18 protein-coding genes are annotated in these 21,089 nt (G+C 42.8%); 5 read left to right on the top strand and 13 right to left on the bottom strand.

The genetic code is table 11. The annotated features are described in order from the left end of the window. Positions 1–4: 4 nt before the first annotated feature. The 10 genes from ACWYU8_RS18460 to malK all read right to left on the bottom strand — a co-directional run bounded on the left by ACWYU8_RS18460 (position 5) and on the right by malK (position 11,875). Positions 5–1,036 (bottom strand): glycosyltransferase, encoded by a 1,032-nt coding sequence (locus ACWYU8_RS18460; protein WP_457521215.1) that lies wholly within the window; start codon positions 1,034–1,036, stop codon positions 5–7. Then, entirely contained in the window at positions 1,036–1,866 is an 831-nt protein-coding gene (locus tag ACWYU8_RS18465) for a putative capsular polysaccharide synthesis family protein (protein ID WP_457521194.1), read from the bottom strand. The genes ACWYU8_RS18460 and ACWYU8_RS18465 overlap by 1 nt, the downstream gene beginning before the upstream one ends. A 25-nt stretch (positions 1,867–1,891) precedes the next feature. After that, on the bottom strand, positions 1,892–3,103 hold the full coding sequence (locus ACWYU8_RS18470) for an O-antigen ligase family protein (RefSeq protein ID WP_457521216.1): 1,212 nt from the start codon (positions 3,101–3,103) through the stop codon (positions 1,892–1,894). Further along, on the bottom strand, positions 3,081–4,127 hold the full coding sequence (locus tag ACWYU8_RS18475; RefSeq protein ID WP_457521195.1) for a glycosyltransferase: 1,047 nt from the start codon (positions 4,125–4,127) through the stop codon (positions 3,081–3,083). The genes ACWYU8_RS18470 and ACWYU8_RS18475 overlap by 23 nt, the downstream gene beginning before the upstream one ends. 15 nt (positions 4,128–4,142) lie before the next feature. After that, entirely contained in the window at positions 4,143–4,949 is an 807-nt protein-coding gene (locus ACWYU8_RS18480; protein WP_457521196.1) for a putative capsular polysaccharide synthesis family protein, read from the bottom strand. Continuing rightward, entirely contained in the window at positions 4,927–7,107 is a 2,181-nt protein-coding gene (locus ACWYU8_RS18485) for a GumC family protein (RefSeq protein WP_457521197.1), read from the bottom strand. The genes ACWYU8_RS18480 and ACWYU8_RS18485 overlap by 23 nt, the downstream gene beginning before the upstream one ends. A gap of 15 nt (positions 7,108–7,122) precedes the next feature. Further along, on the bottom strand, positions 7,123–7,656 hold the full coding sequence (locus ACWYU8_RS18490; RefSeq protein WP_457521198.1) for a polysaccharide biosynthesis/export family protein: 534 nt from the start codon (positions 7,654–7,656) through the stop codon (positions 7,123–7,125). A gap of 12 nt (positions 7,657–7,668) precedes the next feature. Further along, the gene (locus ACWYU8_RS18495) at positions 7,669–8,898 is read right to left on the bottom strand and encodes an outer membrane beta-barrel protein (protein WP_457521199.1); all 1,230 of its coding nucleotides are present in this window, start codon (positions 8,896–8,898) and stop codon (positions 7,669–7,671) included. After that, positions 8,888–10,288, bottom strand: a complete 1,401-nt coding sequence (locus tag ACWYU8_RS18500; RefSeq protein WP_457521200.1) for an undecaprenyl-phosphate glucose phosphotransferase — start codon at positions 10,286–10,288, stop codon at positions 8,888–8,890. Before ACWYU8_RS18500 ends, ACWYU8_RS18495 begins: the two co-directional genes overlap by 11 nt. Positions 10,289–10,756: 468 nt before the next feature. Next, on the bottom strand, positions 10,757–11,875 hold the full coding sequence (malK, locus tag ACWYU8_RS18505; RefSeq protein WP_457521201.1) for a maltose/maltodextrin ABC transporter ATP-binding protein MalK: 1,119 nt from the start codon (positions 11,873–11,875) through the stop codon (positions 10,757–10,759). Positions 11,876–12,554: 679 nt separating this feature from the next. Here malK and malE point away from each other — a divergent pair. From malE to malG, 3 genes are all read left to right on the top strand, one after another. Continuing rightward, positions 12,555–13,733: a maltose/maltodextrin ABC transporter substrate-binding protein MalE gene (gene malE / locus ACWYU8_RS18510; RefSeq protein WP_457521202.1), complete on the top strand. Its 1,179-nt coding sequence runs from the start codon at positions 12,555–12,557 to the stop codon at positions 13,731–13,733. 78 nt (positions 13,734–13,811) lie between these two features. Beyond that, positions 13,812–15,386 (top strand): maltose ABC transporter permease MalF, encoded by a 1,575-nt coding sequence (gene malF / locus ACWYU8_RS18515; protein ID WP_457521203.1) that lies wholly within the window; start codon positions 13,812–13,814, stop codon positions 15,384–15,386. A 12-nt stretch (positions 15,387–15,398) separates the two neighbouring features. Continuing rightward, entirely contained in the window at positions 15,399–16,289 is an 891-nt protein-coding gene (gene malG / locus ACWYU8_RS18520) for a maltose ABC transporter permease MalG (protein ID WP_444493664.1), read from the top strand. Positions 16,290–16,655: 366 nt separating this feature from the next. Here malG and ACWYU8_RS18525 read toward each other — a convergent pair whose 3' ends face one another. From ACWYU8_RS18525 to ACWYU8_RS18535, 3 genes are all read right to left on the bottom strand, one after another. Next, positions 16,656–16,901: a hypothetical protein gene (locus ACWYU8_RS18525; RefSeq protein WP_457521204.1), complete on the bottom strand. Its 246-nt coding sequence runs from the start codon at positions 16,899–16,901 to the stop codon at positions 16,656–16,658. A gap of 153 nt (positions 16,902–17,054) precedes the next feature. Then, positions 17,055–17,540 carry an acyl-CoA thioesterase gene (locus ACWYU8_RS18530; RefSeq protein ID WP_457521205.1) on the bottom strand — a complete coding sequence of 162 codons (486 nt, stop codon included), beginning with the start codon at positions 17,538–17,540 and terminating at the stop codon, positions 17,055–17,057. A 512-nt stretch (positions 17,541–18,052) separates the two neighbouring features. Next, positions 18,053–18,982, bottom strand: a complete 930-nt coding sequence (locus ACWYU8_RS18535; RefSeq protein ID WP_457521206.1) for a LysR family transcriptional regulator — start codon at positions 18,980–18,982, stop codon at positions 18,053–18,055. Between the two features lie 128 nt (positions 18,983–19,110). On the opposite strand from ACWYU8_RS18535, the gene ACWYU8_RS18540 reads away from it, so the two are divergent. Next, positions 19,111–20,025, top strand: a complete 915-nt coding sequence (locus ACWYU8_RS18540) for an alpha/beta hydrolase (protein WP_457521207.1) — start codon at positions 19,111–19,113, stop codon at positions 20,023–20,025. A 73-nt stretch (positions 20,026–20,098) separates the two neighbouring features. Next, positions 20,099–21,037: an alpha/beta hydrolase gene (locus ACWYU8_RS18545; protein WP_457521208.1), complete on the top strand. Its 939-nt coding sequence runs from the start codon at positions 20,099–20,101 to the stop codon at positions 21,035–21,037. Positions 21,038–21,089: the final 52 nt, after the last annotated feature.

Here is a 21,089-nt window from a genome sequence, read left to right on the forward strand (position 1 = left end):
TTCTCTAGCTGTAGATGTTGTTCAGAGCGAGACGCTGCTTTTCTTCGCTAAACGTTTCATTCAATTCGGTCGTGTATCGGCAAAAATCAATTTCACTATAATGATTGATACAGTGAGCCATATGTTTGGCCATATCTTCTGGTGTTTGTGCTAAGAACGGATAATTCAGATCTTTAGTCGCACCAATCGAACGGATAACCATCGGAAGGTGCAATTTCGCCGCTTCGAGGATCGTTAAAGGCATTCCTTCCCAGGCTGCGGTATGCAGATAGATATCTGACGCCTTCAATTGTTTAACAACTTCATCACGCGGTAGCATGCCTGTCACCTGTACTCCGGCATCTTTTAAACGCTGCTCAAGGTCTCTGTCACCGCCGCCTATCCATTTGATTTCCAACTGACGATTTAGCCCAACCAGATCGAGGTGTGAAAGGGTGCTAATCAGGAACAGAGGGTCTTTCTGAGGCGCAACTCGGCCAAGTACCACGACCTTCAATGTGGCGTTTTCCTGTCTACCTTCGCGCTCCTCAGTTTTATAGGAGACATAGTTATTGAGTAGCTCTGCACGCTTAGCCCCGATGCTGATCGCTAAGTCACACTCACGCTGACTGCAGCCGGCGACCACATCGATCTTATTTAACCTCACTTTTTCTAACGCTTTGTAGAGTTGTTGAGCTAAGCCGGAAATATCCTCTCGTTCAAATGCATAGCAGTGAGGTGTATAGACTAAACGAGCGTTGTTGAGTTTTAAAAAGCGCCCTAAGAAGCCTGCTTTGCTCGAGTGCAAGTGCACAATATCTGGTTTGACTTCGGCAATTGTCTGGTTTGCGTCTCGCATAAATTGCAGCAAACCACCTTTTACCCAACGCGATTTAACAAAAACGTTGTCATTACTGTCATTGGTCAAATCATTTTGGCGCGCTCTTGCTACGAGAAAATGGCTGTACGGTTCACGACGAGAAGAGTGGACGTAGCTATACAGCGCAGTTTGAACGCCACCACCAAAGGACTCTGTGATATGAAGTACTTTTTTCATCATGACTTTGTTCCCGGGGTTTGCTGCCATTTTGCTTTAAAGGCTTCTCGCTCCTGGTCTGAATATACATGTCGGTAGAGCGGCAAATCATACATGTAAAATAATTTGGAAAAGTCGTAATGCTGTTTAAAGTATTGATAAATATGGGAGTACCATTTATTTTTTGCCTCATTGCTGTTCTTGAGGACAAAATTATCTAAGTTGAGAAACTCACCAATTTCTTTATTCAACGAGCTAAGCTTCTCGCATTTAATTAAAATGACCTCCGCCTGCTCATTACTAAACGTGAAGAAGGGAAGCGTGTTATCGACTTCTTGACGCATGACATCAATAGTAAAGTTACGTTTTAGTTCGTTATCGAACCAGTCTGCAAAGTAATTCAGGTTGATGTAGTTATCGAAGCAGTGTTCAAGATGTTTGTAGGTGACTTCTAAATCGTTATGAATGGCTTCATTTTTTTTACCTTCAATAAATTGGAAGTGAAGATCCTGAAAAAAACGAGAGAAGACTGTAGCGATAGGATCGCGCACTAACGTTATTATTTTTATCTGTTTACGCTTTTGTAAAATACGTTTTCTCTGGTTGAGAACAAGACGGTAAATAGCACGATTTTTAAAGTCGAAGAATTTACTCACATCTTTTTTATTGTGATACATATGAAACTCTTCATGATCATCAAAGGTGTGAATATGGTAACTCGGTATATTACGTTCCCCTAAAGTGTGTTCAATGGAAGAAGAACCGACTTTGCCCATTTGATACACCAATACAAAATTGTCGGCCCGAAGTTCTCGGTTTTTTTCAAATTGTCGAGCGATTGAATATTTCATTTATCGAATCCTTGATTTATTAATATCACTGCTGTTGGTATCGTTTTTGTACAATGATGCTGTGGGTTACATGAGTTCGTTTAATGCTGATCATTATTGGCAGTAAGAGTATTAAAATAATGGTGGTATTGACGGCGACGAAGAACACCATAATAAGTGCGTAGACCGCTAGTAAAAGGCTTTTCCTGTTTTCGTTTAGGCTGCGAAAACAATCTCTCATAAATAAGAAGTACCCGCCGAATAAGATCGTAATACCGAGTAAACCATATTCGATCGCAGTATCAAGAACGAAGTTATGAGTATAAATAGCCAATTCATCATAGTTAAAATAACTGAGCATGAAGTTGGGTAACATTTTGGCTCCGACGCCTAGAATAGGGTGCTGCAGCAGGATATCGATACCATTGGCGAGTAGCAGTTTTCGGTGCAGATTCGATACCCATCTTGCTTCACTTTGATTAGCGAATAAAATGTCAGCTTGGGTAATTTCTAACTGGTCAGCCAACGTATCAAAACCGACATAGAGTGTGGTGGAAACCGCGGCTAAAATCATCAAAGAGAACACGAACACAATAGCCCAGGTGTAGGTTTCATTGAACGTTTGCTTTATCAAGTGTTTGACGTAGAGATGGTCTAATAAGAACAGTAAGCAGAAGCCAAGTAGTGCTTTTCGTTCTTGTGATAACACTAGTAAAACCAACGCGATGAGCATTAATACTGGATAAGCACGGATCTTGTCTCGATAAAGATAAAGTATCGAACAGAGCACTCCGAAAGCATATTTACTCACGCCAAGAAGCTTAAAGCCGTTTTGGTACCCCTGAGAGAAGTGCCATACAGCTACCAGAGAACAGATGACAAACAGAGCGTAAGATAAATACACCATGATTCGGTCATCATCAAACGCACCGTATGCATACAAAATACCGAGTAAACTAAGAATCGCAACCCATTGAACGGTTTCTGTCACTAAAGGCAAAAGCGGCACACGATTGAGCACGCCGCTGATAAACACATAGCCAGTAAACAACAACACGAAGCCAATGCACGGATGGAACAACTTGCGTGCTTTACTCTCGAGAACAACAAGAGCGCTCAATCCAAGCGAGAGAAGGCTCACGATGTCGCTAGGCGCTAATGCTATGCCTCCGGCTTGAATTTTTACCGGTACAAAGAATAGTGCTAAGGCAATTGCTGCCAGCAAAGAGATGCGATTACTTACTGGCATAGAGTTCATCATAAGCTTTGTAGTAACTATCTCTGAATTGCTCCAGAGTAAAAGATTTACAACGTTCTACAAAATAGCGGGTGGCCATTTCATAGTGGGATTGGTTGTTGCAGATTAACTCAATTTTATCGGCTAATTCTTGCTCGTTTCCTAGTTCAAATAAATATGCGTCATTACCGATAACTTCATCTAACCCTGGAACATCTGAGCCCAAGACGGGTAGTCCTTCTGCCATCGCTTCTACGGCTGCAAGTCCAAAGCCTTCAATGATTGAAGATTGAACATACACATCCAGATTAGATAAAAAAGTGGGTACATCAGAGATAACACCATGCCAGTGAACTCGGTGATCACAATTCAATTGCGCCGCCAAAGTTTGAAGCTCTTGTTTTTTTTCACCATCACCAGCTAAATGAAGATGGTAGTATTCTGGCAGTTTCGCTAGCGCCCGTATGAGAGTCGGGTGATCTTTATATCCATGAAGTCTTCCTGCCATACCGATATTAATAGGACTGTCCGGTTTAGTATTTTTATATAATTTGGCTTTTCTAGAAAAACGATTTAAGTCTACACCGTTATAGATAACGTCATATCGTTGTTTATATCTAGGAAGAAATCTGATTAATTCCTCCTTAACTTTATTGGTTATACAGATCGTTTTCTCGTGCCTTTGGTACATAAGATATTCCATAAACTTCAAGGCAGGGTAATCCCTTCGCCTATTCGTCGTATTGTGTTCTGTTTGTACCCGCTTTTTCCCGATAGCTAATAAAGCGATATATATCGAAGGGAATAAATGACTATGAATTAAGTCAGGCCAACGTAAGATATTCCATTTCTCTTTTAGTGAAAGTGATGGCCAGTAATAAAAGCTAACACCGTTCTCTTTTAACTGTGCTTCGAAATCATTATCTTCATTTAGAACCAGTATTTTTATTTCGTAATGTGGTTTGTGTTTAACAACGAGGTCAACCAGAAAGCGTTGAGCTCCCCCATTATTAGACAAGTCATTAATTATATGGAGTATTTTCATGTATCTATCCAATTATTAGGCTGAATACTTGTTTTTAATACTGTTAATTTCAGAAGCAGTGAAAAAGTGCTTAGTTAGCTTTGCCGAGAGCATTTCTTCTACAAATTCTGGCTTTAGTTGATACGAACGTTTGAACTCATCGGCAAGTGGTGAGTACCACTTGTTTTCAGATTGATTGTCATGAACCACTTGGATGTCATGCTGCAAAAATTCACTGATGGCTTGCTGTGACTGATCCAATTTATCCGTTCTGATTACCATTAGAGAGAAATTACCTTTTTGGTAAGTTTGATAACCAAGCTCATGATTAAACGGATGAATAAAGACATCAATTCCAGTCAGTGCTTTAATTTCATTGTCAAACCACTCAAGGGGGTAATGATGATTAACATGATTTTCAAAGGTTTCATGGAGTAGTTGAGGACGTTCAGATCGTACGGCGCTGTCGTCTTTTAGATACTTATCTGCCACCCAAAAAGGTAGGGATTGAAATAACATTGAGATGTTTCTACCAATAGGTTCCCTTACCAGTGAGATAATACGTACTTGCTCTTTACGCTTGAGCATTCTGGTCATAAGAGTACGTTTGAGCATGCGTTTTATGTAATTGGTTTTTGGCCTATGTAGATTTGCCCTCACCGGAGATATCTGCTTGTGAGCTTGAATTGCCATTAAGTCATGCAGGTGAATCGAATTGGGAATCGATTTTTCAAGCGCACTCGAACCCACTTTACCCATTTGATAAATCAATACTGGGCACTTAGCGTGCTTTACGTTTTTATACCACGACATTTTTTGATCAGTATGCGTATTTTTGGACATAAGCTGTCTCTCCTGTCTTGGACTTCGTTTGGGTAAGCAGAGCGCCTAGTGAAGGTATCGAGTGCTGAATTTGCTTGGATAACGCTAAGTTAACCATCGCTGTTTTGGTTGACTCAGAGCGGATTACGGTAATCAAACCGTTCGCGTATTTACCAAGGATTAATGCATCGCTAACTGACAACAGAGGTGGAGTATCAATAATGATTCGATCGTACTTACTTGCCAGATAATCGAGGAGTTTATTGAAGCGATCGGAAGCCAATAATTCTTGAGGATTTGGCGGTAGTATTCCTGCTGGCAGCACATCGAGGTTTGCCGCATCGATCCGCACAATACAATCTTTAATCGCAGTATCCATGCTGAGTATGTTGGTTAGGCCAGGGCTAGACTCTGGAATGTTGAATCGTTTTGCTATTGATGGTCTACGCAGGTCGCAGTCGATGATCAGTACTTTCTCCATGGTAGAGAATGACGTCGCAATATTAATGCTAGTGGAGGTTTTTCCCTCTTTTGGAATCGCTGACGTAAAAGGTAAAACCTTTTGTTTAGAGTTGGTTAATCTCAGTAGCAAAGATGTTCTAACAGAACGGCAGGCTTCACTGAACAATTTTTCATCTTTATCCAAATAAGCGCTGTAACTAACCCCATTTTTTCTTAAACTGCGCTTTTTCACCGTAGGAATCATCCCTAAACAGGTAACGCCAAGTTTTTTCTCAACATCAGAATCACTTCTTATTACTTCGTTTAGCGTTTCAAATATGATGACCAGTGCGCACGCAATAGCAAATCCGAAGAATGTCGCGATAAGCACAAGCTTCATTCTTTGCGGAGCGATTGGAAACAGAGGGATAATTGCTTTATCCGTAAAACGAGCGGTGACATTTTTGTAATCACTGGTTGCGCTGGTTTCTTTTTCGCGGTTTAAGAATGCTTCGTAGAGGTCTCGGTTAGACTCAACTTCGCGTTTGAGTTGATCATAGCGTGCCTTTTTAGAGCCTAAGGATTGAAATTCCACTTTTTTGCGATCTAATTCTGCACGTAGCATGTCTTCTTGAGATTTCGCTGCGAGTAAGTCTTGTTGTTTACTAAATGAAATTTCGCGAATCAACTGCTGGGTTCGAGTTTGGATAGAAGCTAATTGAGCCTTTGCCTGGACCATACGATCGTGTCTAGGTCCGTAACGCTGAGCCAGCTCAGATAAGTTCTTTTGAGCCTGAGCTTCTGAGAGTTTTAGATCGCGAATCTGTGCCTGATTGGCGAACTCATCAATAGAGAGAAGGCTATCTAAGCTTTGTGATGATTTGCGTCTTAGTAGCTCAATCAAACTTTGCGCTTCAATGCGGTTATTAACTGCGGTATTGAGTTTACGGTTGAGCTCTTCCAGTTCATTAGCATAGATTTCATCGATACCGTTGATATCAATCAGACCTTCTTGTAGCAGAAACTCTTGCAGTACTTGCTCTGAACCTCTTAAACGCTCTTCAAGTTTTTGAGAGTTGTTTGTTAACCAAGTTGCTGCATTTTGCGTGACGACCAGTTTCGCTTCGAAGTTAGCGTCGATATAGGCTTGCCCTACCGCATTGGCGATTTGAGTTGCAAGTATTGGGTCAGCAGAGCGGAAGCTGATTTTGACCATCTGAGTATTGCGTACGGGGTCAATATCGAGTTGCTCTTTAAATACTTGCAAGGCTCGGTAATAAGACTGAGAGTACTGTGCGGTTTCTGTTGGGTTTGGGGCGACGTTGAGTAAGTCCTGTATCAGTGGGACCGATTTTAATTCATCAATCTTCTGTTTTAGCCCCCCGGTACGTGAAAATTCAGGGTACTGAGTCAGGTTCAGGTTGTAAATCACTTTATCGGCAATATGATTTGACTGTAATATCGCCACTTGAGTTTGGAAGTACTCTTTTTTGGTGGTATCGACGCCGTAGACTTCTTCTATGGATAGGGCGCTTTTTTGTTCTTCCTGAATCAAAAGCGTTGCCGTCGCTTGGTAAATTGACGTTTTTGAATAGATGTACCAAGTGCATGCCAAAGAGAAAATCAACGTAAAAGCAGCAATGCTTAACCCGTTCTTTTTAAGCGTATTATAGTGATGGCCAAAACGAATCAATTCTACTTTGTTCATCTGGAAGTTGTGTGGATGAGTTCCGTTCATTTGAGTACCTATCACTTAAAAGAAACTTTGATCAATAAATACAATGTCACCAGGCTCAACATTCAGGTCCATGCTGACGCTTTCTACTGTTTTTCCGGTTTTATGTTTGGTGAGATTTACACCCTTGCGTGATGCTCTGTCCGTAAGTCCACCCGCTAATGCGATGGCTTTTTCAATCGTCAAACCGGGGCGATATTCGAAACCGCCGGGTTTGCGAACTTCGCCATTTACGTAAAAAAGGCGAAAGGTATTGATCGTGACCATTACTTTAGGGTTGATGAGGTAATCGCCTTTCAGTCCTGTTTCTATCTCGTCTTTGATCTGCTTAGGCGTTTTCTGGATGGCTTTAATTCGGCCTAGGTAAGGGTAATCAAAGTAGCCATCTGATGTGATCAGGATGTTTTTGATCGAGAGATCCTCTTCTCCATAGACTTGTACCGAAATGGTATCCCCGGTGTCGAGTAAATAGTCTTGTTCATTAGAACTAGCAGTAGCAAGCGTGCTGAATAGCAAAAACACCAAGCTAATAAACTTAATTAATGGGTTCATTAAAAATCCTTGTTATAACGAAAATTGAGCGCTTAATGTCCAAGTATTCTGGTTGAAGCTATAGTCTGGTCGATCCGAAGTTTTGTCTTGGTATTGCCAGTTTGCCTGTAACAATATCCAGCGCTTTATTTGATAATCGATACCTGTAGACAGAGCGTAACGTTCACTATCTCTGTTCCCCGTAAATTCCCCGGTATAATCATCTTCCTGGTATAAAGCACCGAACTGTGTAGAGAGGTAGCTGTTCCAATCATGTTTCAAGTCGACTCGATAGCGTGTTTGTAGGTTATAGTCGCCATCTTGATCGGGATTAACCGCAGCCTGGGTTGTTTTTACCGTAATGAGAGTGTGTTCTTGAGGTAGCCACTCGAAGCCGATATCCCAGCTGAAACCTTTAAACGTCTCTCTCTCGTTGCTGTCAAAATCTTTAATTTGGTAGCCAAGTCGAGCGATACCTTGTGTTTTTCCGGTCACTTCCCACTCAGCCCCGGTATAGTAAAAGCCAGTCGTGTTGTCTCTGGAAGATGCGTCTGGGTTTTGGTGCTGATAATCAGTTTGGATTTGTCTGCTACCTACCAACCAATAAGTTCTTGGCGTTGCTCGCAAATAAAACTCAGCATGAGCACTGGGTGCTCTAAAGTCGTTGTATTTGGTTTTCTGATCCGATGAGGACGTTAAGCCGTCGCGATAGTTTTGATAGGTTTTGTCACTGTAGTCGATACCGAACTCAAACCGCCCTTTCGCTCCTTGGGAACCAAAAATGTAATTGGTTTTAATATCATTACGGTGAAATCTAATTGGTGTATCCACGGCACCACCATTGCCTTCCGTAATATTTTCACCTCTCACTTCGTGCTGGGCACGGAATTGGTAATCGATAACCAGACGATTGCGATGGTTAAACTCGAGGAAATTGGCAAATTGAAACGTATGATCATCGAAATCATTGCGGTCATCAGATGAGAATCCCGCTTTCAGTTTATACAGAATATTTGCGCGGTATTGGTTGCGTTCGATACGTGCAAGCAGGCTTGGTTCAAGCCCCCAGGTATTGATGGATTTAGCATTTTCTTCGTCTTTATTCACGTTGTCATCGCCTTCGTAAAAGACGTTAACTTGAGGAATAAATTCAATACCTGACTCGGTTGTCACGGCCATGGGTTCTGCTACAGAGAACGTAGACCAAAACGCTAGTGCAATGATTGGCGTTGCCTTCTTCATTGTTTTGACCTTAGTAAGCATTAGAACCAGTGAAGCCTTTAAACACGGTGAGGAAGATAATTTTGATATCCATCCAGACAGACCACTGATGGATGTAATCCAAATCGAACTCAACACGTTTTTCCATCTTATCCAGAGTATCGGTTTCGCCGCGATAACCGTTTATTTGCGCCCAGCCAGTGATGCCTGGTTTTACTTTGTGTCTAAGCATGTAGCGGTCAACAATTCGGCGGTACTCTTCGTTATGCGCAACGGCATGAGGTCGAGGTCCTACGATGGACATAGTGCCTTGTAAGACGTTAAAAAATTGCGGTAATTCGTCAAGCGAGGTACGACGAAGAAAGCCGCCAAATGGGGTAATGCGAGGATCGTTTTTAGTCGCCTGTTTGATGTGAGAACCTTGATCCATGGTGGTCATGGAGCGAAATTTCCAGACATCAATCTTGCGTCCATCTAAGCCATAGCGGTACTGCTTAAAGATTACTGGTCCTTTGGACGTCAGTTTAATACCAATAGCGATGGCGAGCAGGATAGGGGAGATCAACACCAAGATGATGCTGGAGAAGATGATATCTTCGATTCGTTTTATCCAGGAAGAAAACCCAGCAAATGGCGTATCGAAAACACTCAGAGTTTGTACTTGACCAATTTGATCCCAGCGAGAATGCAGTAAGTTGTAGGTAAAGAAGTCCGGGATTAAATAAGTATTTGCCGTCGTATCAGAGAATTGGTTAAGAATAGAGACGATACGTTCTTTGGCATGCATTGGCATCGCAATATAAACGTAATCGACTTCTCCACGCTTGGCTCGCTCTAATGCCTGACTTACTCCCCCTTTGATAGGGTATTCCGAGTTTGGTACTCGACCTGCAGTACGCTCGTCATAAAATCCATCGAACAGGACGCCATGCTCTGCATGGTTTTGGATCTCATTGGCTAGGGTAATGCCATGAGGTGTTTGACCAACAATAATTGCAGTACGCGTGTTAAAGCCCATTTTTCGTAAGTAAGCTAAACCCGTACGGAATGTAATTCTCCACACCAAAAGTAAAATCGGCGTAATGGTTACCCATAGAGCTAACGTATTGCGGTCAAATAGTGGGTAGACTTCAGCGAAATAAAGAACAACAAAAAGCAATGCGACGGTGAATAGCCAGGACATACATGCGATAAGCACTTGCACTCGGAATGAACTGGTGCGCCAAGAACGATAAAGACTTCCGCTTTCAGCCATGATCACGAATGAGATTCCTCCCACGAATGACAATAGGAGATAGTCTTTACCTATGAAGGTATTCATACGCTCGAATACCAGAAACAGCATGAAGGAGACAATGACCGCAAGATCTGCGATTCGATATAAAAAAGCGAACTCTGCCTCATGAGAACGAATAAGTCCTTTGTGTTTCATTACCTAGATTCCCTTCTGACACGCTACCGCCACTGGGGTTATTACCCAATAGCTGCTTCGTAAACGTTTTAATTAGTGAACAGATTCTGCAACGAAATTTTTGTGCTGTTCTAACACTTAAATTCCGAGTTAAGTTTAAAAATTCGGCTTCGCGAGGTAAGTGGAATTAAGAATGAAATTTAGACCTAGGTCGAAGTTTCTTGTTTAGGAAAAAGCTGGTACTTAGAAGGTATGGTTGAGTAAAAGTATTATGAATTCGGGCTAAACATTTAAACTAAGGTTTAGTCTGGTAGTTGTCTAATGAACTAATTTTGGAACGAAAAGGTAATGGATAAGTTGTGGGTGTAATTATATTTGGCCATGAGTGTTCCAGAGGGGAAATGGTCAATTACTCCCGATCCATTATTAGGCTAGATATAAAAAATCCCTCTCGATTGAGAGGGATTGATAACCAATAATGAAAATAAATTATTTGACGTCTACGCCATTCTCTTTAAATAGGCGACGACATGCGCGACCATCGCTGTGGAATAGGTGACAACGGTGTGCCGGGATGCCAATTTCTAATTTATCGCCAAGGTCGACAGCTAGCGTATCTGGTTGACGGAAAATAACGTCAGCATCTGCACCTTCAAGGTTCAGGTATACCTGAGTTTCGTTACCTAGTTTCTCAACAATCATCACTTCACCGTGAATGCTTGCGTCCGCTTCGGTCGCTTGCAGTAGATGCTCAGGGCGAATACCTAAAGACATACGGTCACCGCGGTTCACAGTCGTACCATCAACAGGAATCCAGAAAGATACACCGTTAGAAAGCTGAACTTTTACGCGTTCTGCTTCGGCTTCTTCAATGAAAACACTCATAAAGTTCATTTTTGGAGAGCCGATGAAGCCTGCAACGAAACGGTTTTGAGGGTAGTGGTATAGCTCGAGAGGCTTACCAACCTGAGAGACATAGCCTCCGTCCAGAACGACGATCTTATCAGCCATTGTCATCGCCTCTACCTGATCGTGCGTTACGTAAATCATGGTGCAACCCAACTGGCGTTGTAGCTTGGTGATTTGAGAACGCATGTTTACACGCAGTGCCGCATCAAGGTTAGACAGAGGTTCGTCCAACAGAAATACATCCGGTTGTGAAACCAGTGTACGGCCAATCGCAACGCGTTGACGCTGGCCACCAGAAAGTGCTTTTGGTTGACGCTCAAGAAGGTGGCCAAGTTGTAGAATTTCTGCTGCGTGATCAACGCGTTTGTCGATTTCTGCTTTGTCTGCTTTTGCCAGTTTTAGACCAAAAGACATGTTGTCGTAGAGATTCAAATGTGGGTATAGCGCGTAAGACTGGAAGACCATACCAACACCACGTTTGGATGGTTCAACATCATTCATGCGTTGGTCACCGATATACAGATCACCTGAAGTGATGTCTTCAAGGCCAGCAATACAACGTAAAAGGGTAGATTTACCACAACCTGATGGACCTACGAAAACAACAAATTCGCCTTCGTGTATTTCCAGGTCTACGTTTTTAGAAATCAGTACGTCGCCATACGCTTTACACACATTTTTTAACGTAACACTCGCCATGTAGCTCGTCCTCGATCAAATTTTTATTATGTACCACTCAATTATATGAATTATCTAGCGAGCAGTAACGGTAGGAATTGGTAAGTAATAGTAATGGTGGTTGATAAGAAAAGTTAGGGTAGCACTTCAATAAATTGTCCTAAAAGAAGTGCTACCCATCACAGCCAAGTACGAGTTTCTTTCCCCCACATTAATAGCGTTGTCTCCCCCGTGAAAATAGTAACCACAAACAACGACTATTAATGACATTCCACTCGTATGGCAATGCAAAACCAGCAAGTCTTCTCACCTAACTCTAGGTATTGCTGGGAAAGGGTTCTTACCATCCACTCTTGGATGGGTGAAGTTTCTAAGATTGTTCCAATTGTCACATCCTCCTAATCGAAATAATTGCAGGGGGAGTAGATGGGGAGGAGTAAAAAAGGAGTAGTAATGAAGGAGTTGGGCGGAAATCACATAATTGCGTGGCTTAAACTTGAAGTCGATCACGACATAAGTCTTTTTTGTGATTTAAGTCTCTAATGCATGGCGATGAAGATCACGAAAATACGCCATAATTATGAGGGCGTAGGGATTAGGAGGATGAGACATATTGGATTATTTCAGATGATATGTGTCGAAATACGGCTGAACCTCAATGGACTAGCCCTACATGAAAAATATAACAAAGGATACGAACATGAAAAAGTTAAGCGCTGTAGCACTAGGTACTCTTGTTGCTTTGGGGTCTTTTGGTGCTCATGCTGCCATCGAAGAAGGGCAACTAACTATCTGGATCAACGGCGATAAAGGTTATAACGGCCTTGCGGAAGTTGGTAAGAAGTTTGAAGAAGACACTGGCATTAAAGTTACAGTGGCTCACCCTGACGGTCTTCAAGACCGATTCCCACAAACAGCTGCTACAGGCGATGGTCCTGATATCGTATTCTGGGCGCATGACCGTTTTGGTGGTTACGCAGAAGCTGGCCTTCTGGCTGAGATCAAACCTTCTAAAGAAATCCAGGAAGGCATTGTTGATTTCGCGTGGGATGCTGTGCGTTACGACGGCAAACTTATCGGCTACCCAGTAGCAGTTGAGTCTCTATCTCTAATTTACAACAAAGATCTTGTTCCAAATCCGCCTAAGAGCTGGGAAGAAGTTGCAGAGCTTGACGCGAAGCTTAAGAAAGACGGCAAGTCTGCAATCATGTGGAACCTAAAAGAACCGTACTTCACATGGCCACTAATGGCGGCTGATGGTGGTTACGCGTTCAAATACACTTCTGCAGGTTATGACGTTAAAGACGTTGGTATCGCTAAGCAAGGTGTTAAAGATTCGATGAACTTTGTTAAAGGTCTTGTTGATAAAGGAATCATCTCTCCAGATATGGACTACTCAGTATCTGAGTCTGCGTTCAACCAGGGTGAGACAGCGATGACCATCAACGGCCCATGGTCTTGGGGTAACATCGAGAAGTCTGGTATCAACTACGGCGTAACCACTTTACCTAAATTCCAGGGGCAGTCTTCTAAGCCATTTGTTGGTGTTCTAACTGCGGGTATCAGCACTGCGTCTCCTAACAAAGACCTAGCGGTAGAATTCCTAGAAAACTACCTACTGACTAACGACGGTCTACGCAAAGTTAACGACGACAAGCCTCTAGGTGCAGTAGCGCTTAACTCATTCCAGCGTGAGCTAGATTCAGATGCACGAATCGCAGCAACAATGGATAACGCAATGAACGGCGAAATTATGCCAAATATCCCACAAATGAACGCATTCTGGGGTGCGGCTAAGAACGCAATCATCAACGTAGTAGATGGCCGTCAAACTGTAGATGCAGCGCTTGCAGATGCAGAAAAACAAATGACTAAATAATTCAGTAGTACTTTTTAAGGAGGGGGTAACTCCTCCTTACTTTTCTATATTTATTCTATATTCGCTAGCAGGTTCCCTATGCAGTCAGTTCAAGGTACAAAAGCTATGACAGCACCAGCAGCCAACCTTCCGAGCAGCAAAAAAGTGTTTATCAAATGGGCGCTTTTAGGCACAGTCGGCATTATTAATGGTTACGCAACAATTCTTATGTATTCGCGCGGAGAGATTGCGTTTGCACTACTTACGATCATTCTTACCGCTCTAGCACTGTACATTTTTGGTAGTAAAAAAACTTACGCTCACCGTTATATTTATCCTGGTATCGCAGGGATGATCTTATTCATTCTCTTCCCGTTGGCGTATACGGTAGGTTTGGCCTTTACTAACTACAGTGCGAAAAACCAACTCTCTTTTGAGCGTGCACAAACTGTACTTTTGGACAGAACGTATCAAAGCGGTGATAGCTACCCGTTCAATCTATACAAAACTGAGCAGGGGCATCAAATTGTGGTTGAGAAGGATGGTGAGTTACTTGCCACTCCAACTTTCCAGCTGAATGGTTTTTCCGCAACGGATTTAGATCTAACGCCAATCCAAGAAGCGACGGGTGAAAAAGAACAGATCAAAACCATTGTTGGTAATCGTGATGCGCTGAGTAGTGTTGATCTTCACCTGCCAAATGGTGATGACATCCGCATGAGTGGTTTGCGTAAATTCGCAGCCGTTGTCCCTCTGTACACACTTCAAGAAGATGGTGAGACACTCTTTGATAACCGCACTGAAGAAACGCTTCGCCCTAATATGGAAACGGGTTATTACCAGCCAGTAGATGACAATGGTCAGTTTGTTGGCAGTACCGTGTCTCCGGGTTTCGTGGTGGGTATTGGCTCGCACAACTTTGAACGTGTTTGGAAAGACGATGGAATTAAAGAGCCGTTTATTAGCATCTTTATCTGGACGATTGTTTTCTCTGCACTAACCGTACTATTTACTCTAATCATCGGTTTGGTTCTGGCGAGTGTGGTTCAGTGGGAAGAGCTAAAAGGCCGCTCTGTTTACCGACTTCTACTAATTCTGCCTTATGCGGTTCCAGCGTTTATTTCTATCCTGATCTTTAAAGGTTTGTTTAACCAAAGCTTTGGTGAGATCAACATGCTACTTGAAGGTCTGTTTGGTATTAGCCCTGCTTGGTTCTCTGACCCATTCATGGCGAAAAGCATGATCTTGATTGTAAACACTTGGCTTGGTTTCCCTTACATGATGATTCTATGTATGGGTCTGCTTAAAGCGATTCCGGATGACCTTTACGAGGCGTCTGCTATTGATGGCGCAAACTTCGTCTCTAACTTTACACGCATTACCATGCCAATGATGCTTAAGCCATTGACTCCGCTGTTGATTGCAAGCTTTGCGTTTAACTTCAACAACTTCGTTCTAATCCAGTTGTTGACAGGCGGTGGTCCAAACATGATAGGTACATCTGAACCTGCAGGTTACACCGACCTATTGGTAAGCTACACCTACCGAATCGCGTTTGAAGGTGCTGGTGGTCAAGACTTTGGTCTGGCAAGTGCGGTAGCAACACTTATCTTCCTATTGGTTGGCGCGTTGGCTCTACTAAACCTACGTGTAACTAAAGTAGCTCAAGACTAAGGAGACATTACAATGGCAATGGTACAAGGTCAGTCATTAAAGTATCGTGTTTGGGCTACTCATATCGCAATGTGGGCATTCTTAGCACTAATTATTTTCCCTTTGCTGATGATCATCGCGATTTCATTCCGTGAAGGTAACTTTGCAACAGGTAGCTTGATTCCAGATAACCCAACATTGGATCACTGGAAGCTGGCTCTAGGTTTCTCAATTACGAACGCAGACGGCAGCGTAACACCGCCTCCATTCCCAGTGATGACATGGTTATGGAACTCAGTAAAAGTGGGTGGCATCTCTGCAATCCTGATTGTAGCGCTATCGACGACCTCTGCTTACGCGTTTGCACGTATGAAGTTCAAGGGTAAGAACACCATCCTTAAAGCGATGATGATCTTCCAAATGTTCCCGGCAGTGTTGGCACTGGTTGCCCTTTACGCTCTGTTCGACAAGCTCGGTCAGTACATTCCGTTCTTGGGTTTGAACACTCACGGTGGTTTGATCTTCGCTTACTTAGGTGGTATCGCACTGCACGTATGGACAATCAAAGGTTACTTTGAAAGCATCGATTCGTCGCTGGAAGAAGCGGCGGCACTGGACGGTGCGACACCGTGGCAAGCGTTCCGTTTGGTACTGCTACCATTGTCTGTGCCAATTCTAGCGGTCGTATTTATCCTGTCGTTCATCATGGTGATCGGTGAAGTTCCTGTAGCATCACTCCTGCTTTCTGATGTAAACTCTTACACATTAGCAGTAGGTATGCAGCAATACCTATACCCACAAAACTACTTGTGGGGGGACTTTGCGGCTGCTGCAGTACTTTCGGCAGTGCCAATCACTGCAGTATTCTTACTAGCGCAGCGCTGGTTGGTTGGTGGTCTAACCGCTGGTGGTGTGAAAGGATAATCTCAACTGGTCTGTGAGATTGGAAAGAATAACTAGAAAAGGGCGACCATATGGTCGCCCTTATACTTGGCATTGATATTACACTTTTGGTTTGGCCGCCGATCAGTAATATTGTGCTTATATTGGCGTTACGCATAGCTGGCTGTTAGCTTAGTTCCTTACGACTCAATCACTAACAGTTTCTTGTAACCATAACCTGAGTTTACGCTCAGGTTTTTTTATATCTATACACAGCCTATATGGGGAAACAAGCCAAGATTAGCGGCTTTGTAATGGATTACATAGTTGTACAGAAATGCTGTGCGTAGTACTTCACATAAATAGCTATGGGTGATTCTCTAAACGACTAAGAAGAGAAAAGCAGGCTTAAAACTCACGGCTGGAAGGGGCACATCCAAGATATTGGAGGAGCGTATATAAGCTCTCCTGCTGAAGTGCGACACGACGAAAAAGATTTGCGAATGTAACATCACCACCAAAGCACTTCTGAATATAATGGTTAATTTCAGTCTCGCTATAACCCTCGACATACATTGTTCTTACCCATTGATACTCGACCGCCTTTAAATTGGTCAGTGTCTCTTCACTTAAGGTGGTTTTTACTTGTGCCAAGATCCGAACTCATTTATTGCCAAATTAGTGCAGGGATTTAAGCAAAACAAGGTGAAGGATTTATGACAATTATGGTTGAGTGCGAAACAATTAGCTGAATCATGACATTGCTTCACACATCAACGGGAATTATTTTTTGATAAGAGATAAAAGCTATTTAAGATATTTCACATGCGCTTCCATTTCTTCGCCGATTTCTTTTCTCATGTTCATCAGTGCAATCGCTGAACGTTCTAACGCTTTGTCTTCATCCGATTCAGGGACCCACTTCGGAATGTCTGTCGGTTTGCCTTCTTCATCTACAGCGACCATGATCACAATACAGTGAGTGGTTAAACGGTTTTTCATCTCTTTCGGATCGCTGGCTTGTACATCAATGGCGACATGCATCGAAGTGCGTCCGGTATAAATGACTTTTGCACTCACTTCTACTAGGTTACCGACATGAATCGGGGCAACAAAACGAATCCCACCTGCATAAGCAGTAATGCAGTACTTCCCACTCCATGCTGCCGAACAGGCATAAGCCGCTAAGTCGATCCATTTCATTACAGCGCCACCGTGGACTTTACCACCAAAATTGACGTCGCCCGGTTCCGCTAAAAAGCGAAGGGTAATATTTCTTTGACCACTGCTCATCTGTCATTCCTTTGTGATTTTCTGATGCAACAATTAAGTGATAATTAAAATCATAAATTGATATTTTATACAACCATAAAATGATATTGCCCCTCATTGCTTAAACTTATGTAAGTTTACGACAACTTCATAAAGAGGCTTTGTGAGGTGAATGTTTGCGATAACCTAATCAATTATCAGATTTGACAGGGCGAGCTAAGTCGCACTATCAAATGCGCTCAGCACATTGAATAGAAGAGAGTTTGTACATTTAGAACAAGGTGTTGGTAAGTCCGTCAAGCCAGTGTCTCTATTTACAGACTTTGAAATTGTAACGGACTCCGAGCTTGAACATTACTTGCTTCAATTATCAATAGGCCAATTAGCAGCCTTATTTACAGCGTCGCCACACATAGAGTCACCACATTCAGGATTCAGCGTTTTGGGCTGACGCATTTATGCCCCAAAGCTTAGGTTAATGGCACTTTGTTCAATGTGCCTTAGCGCTTTCCCTATTCAAAGTAATCTGATAATTACTCTTTGGGTTTCAGAAGTTCGCGCTTTTCGATTAAAAAATCCATCAAAACGCGTATTTTTTTAGGCATGTTCTCTCGTGAAGGTATGTATAAATAAAAACCTGGAAACTCTTTACACCAAGGAGCAAGAACTCGAGCTAATCTTCCTTCATTGATGTGTCTATCCACCCATAAATCAATATGCTTCACTAAACCCACACCCTGTATTGCGGCCTGTAACATACTATAGTCATCATTAAAAATAGCATTGCCTTTAGGCTCGAAAACGACGGTGTGCTTTTCAACATCAGGAGAAGTGAGAGACCAATGATCAATTGTTCCGCTTGAGGTAAAACGATAAGCGAGGCAATTGTGTGTTTCTAGATCTTCAGGATTCTGAGGGGTGCCATTTCTTTTGAAATAATCTGGGGAACCGACGATTGCATTTGTTAATGGTGGAGTAATGGGAACTGCGACCATGTGTTCATCCAAGCTTATTCCTAAGCGAATGCCAGCATCAACGCCTTCTGCGACGATGTTAGAAAAACCATCATTCATGATTAACTCTAAGCGTATTTTGGGATAACGAGAGAGGAATTCAGCGAGGTGAGGCTCAATAAGCAGCCTAGCTGCGGTTCTCGATACACTGATACGAATTAATCCTGAAGGTTCTAGATGAGATTCGTTCAGTTCGTTTACGACTTGTTCAATGCTAATCAATGAAGGCTGTAAAATATCAAGCAGACGCTGACCTTCTTCAGTCAACGACATGTTTCTGGTTGTACGATTGATTAATCGTACTTGTAGTTGTTGCTCTAACGCTTTCAGGTGCTGTGATAAGGCAGCACGTGTCACCCCCATTTCTGAGGCCGCTTTAGTGAAACTGCGATGGCGAGCAATATGTGCAAACCATGTCAGTGATGAAAGTAAAGAAGGTTCTATTCGCATTTGTTAAGTATAACTAAACAGTCATGTAGGTAAAACGATATTTATCCGAAACAGTCTGTTGACTAATATTACATCAAAGCTTAGGTCAGCCTGAGATGAACAGTTAACCTCTACTGGAGAATGTCGCTATGTCTAAAGTCACTTTCAAAAATCTAAACGGTCAAGGTATTGAGATTTCTGCGGTGATCAACTTCCCTACAGATTTTGATGCAAGTAAACAATATGCAGCCGTTGTTGTTTCACACCCAGGTGGTGGTGTGAAAGAGCAAACCGCAGGTCTATACGCGAGTAAACTTGCGGAAAACGGCTTAATCGCTATTGCTTTTGACCGTTCATACCAAGGAGAAAGCACAGGTCAACCTCGTCAAATGGAAAACCCTTATACAAGCACGGAAGACGTGAGTGCAGTTGTCGACTATCTAACAACATTGGACTATGTCGATAACGACAAAATTGGTGCGATGGGTATTTGTGCTGGTGCGGGTTACAGCGCAAACGCGGCGATTAATGACCGTCGTATTAAAGCTTTAGGCATGGTTAGCGCAGTTAATATCGGTCAAATGTTCCGTAATGGTTGGGATAATTCGGTTAATGATGCTGATGCCCTTGGTTACTTAGAGTTTGGGTCGAATGCACGTACAACTGACGCTAATGGCTCTGAATTCGCAATCATTCCTCTAGCTCCGATGCGTGAAGAAGATGCACCAAACGCAGAACTGCGAGAAGCATGGGAATATTACCACACACCACGTTGTGAACATCCAAATGCTCCGGGTTTTGCTCTAACCCGTAACTTAAACCAGATCATTACTTACGATGCGTACCACAAAGCGGAAGCATTTTTGACTCAACCAATCCTTGCTGTCGTTGGTAGTGACGCAGGCAGCAAGTGGATGAGTGATGACCTGATGGAGCGAGCTGCGAGTTCAGATAAAACCTTGTATGTCATTGATGGTGCAAACCATATGTCGCTTTATGATGTTGCCGAATACGTCGATGACGCAGTATCCCAACTCGCTTCTTTCTTCCAACGCACTCTTTAATATTCCCCGATGAAAGGCTCGATTTCTTTGAGCCTTTCTACTCTCAAGGCTTTTTACTCTTAAGGTATTGATTATGAACATGCAAAAAATTACTTTCAGAAATGCTGATATGGCTTGGGATGTGTCTGCATTAGTTTTATTCCCAGAAGGCTTTAATGAATCAAAACGCTACCCAACAATGATAAGCGTTCATCCTTTTGGTAGTTGTAAAGAACAAACATCCAGCGCTGTCTATGGTAAGGCTCTTGCTGAGTTAGGTTACGTCGTGATCGCATTTGATGCGAGCTTCCAGGGAGAATCGGGGGGATTGCCTCGTTACGTAGAAGATCCAAGTCAACGTGTTGAAGATATCAGTCGCGTTATCGACTATGCAGTGACTTTACCTTATGTCGATGAGAATAGAATTGGTGGACTCGGTATCTGCGGCGGCGGTGGTTACATCATCAATTCAGCCCTAACCGAAAAGCGCTTGAAAGCTGTCGTAGGTATTACGCCTGTCAACTTAGGCCGCTTGTTCCGTGAAGGTTTTAGTATGTACGACCCTATCGCCAACCTTGAAGCTATGGCTGCACAGCGAACCGCCGAAGCGCGTGGCTCAGAATTGCAAATCAATGAACTTCTTCCTCCAAGTGTTGAATTTGCAAAAGAAAATGGGTTAACAGAGAGAGATGTCTTCGAAGCTACCGAATACTATAAAACGCCACGTGGACAAACCGAAGGTGGAGCAACACGTATGTTGTTTTCACATGCACAAAAAACTCTGAGTTGGGATGCTTTTGCATTCGCAGAAACGTTATTGACTCAGCCTGTTATGGCCGTAGTCGGTCAAAAAGTAGGGGCGTTTGGTGCTTATCGTGATGGACAGGAAATTTATGGTCGCTCTGTTCAATCAAAAGACCGACAACTGGTTAATTTGGAAAACTGGTCTCACTATGAACTGTATGACCATCCCGAAGCGGTAAGCATGGCAATGGACAAGGTTTCTGCATTTCTTGGAACACACCTAAAGTAATACAACAAGTTAGGAGCGTTTTGTATGGCTACAAAGCGCTTTTTTAACACCG

This window comes from Vibrio limimangrovi, from assembly GCF_054064025.1.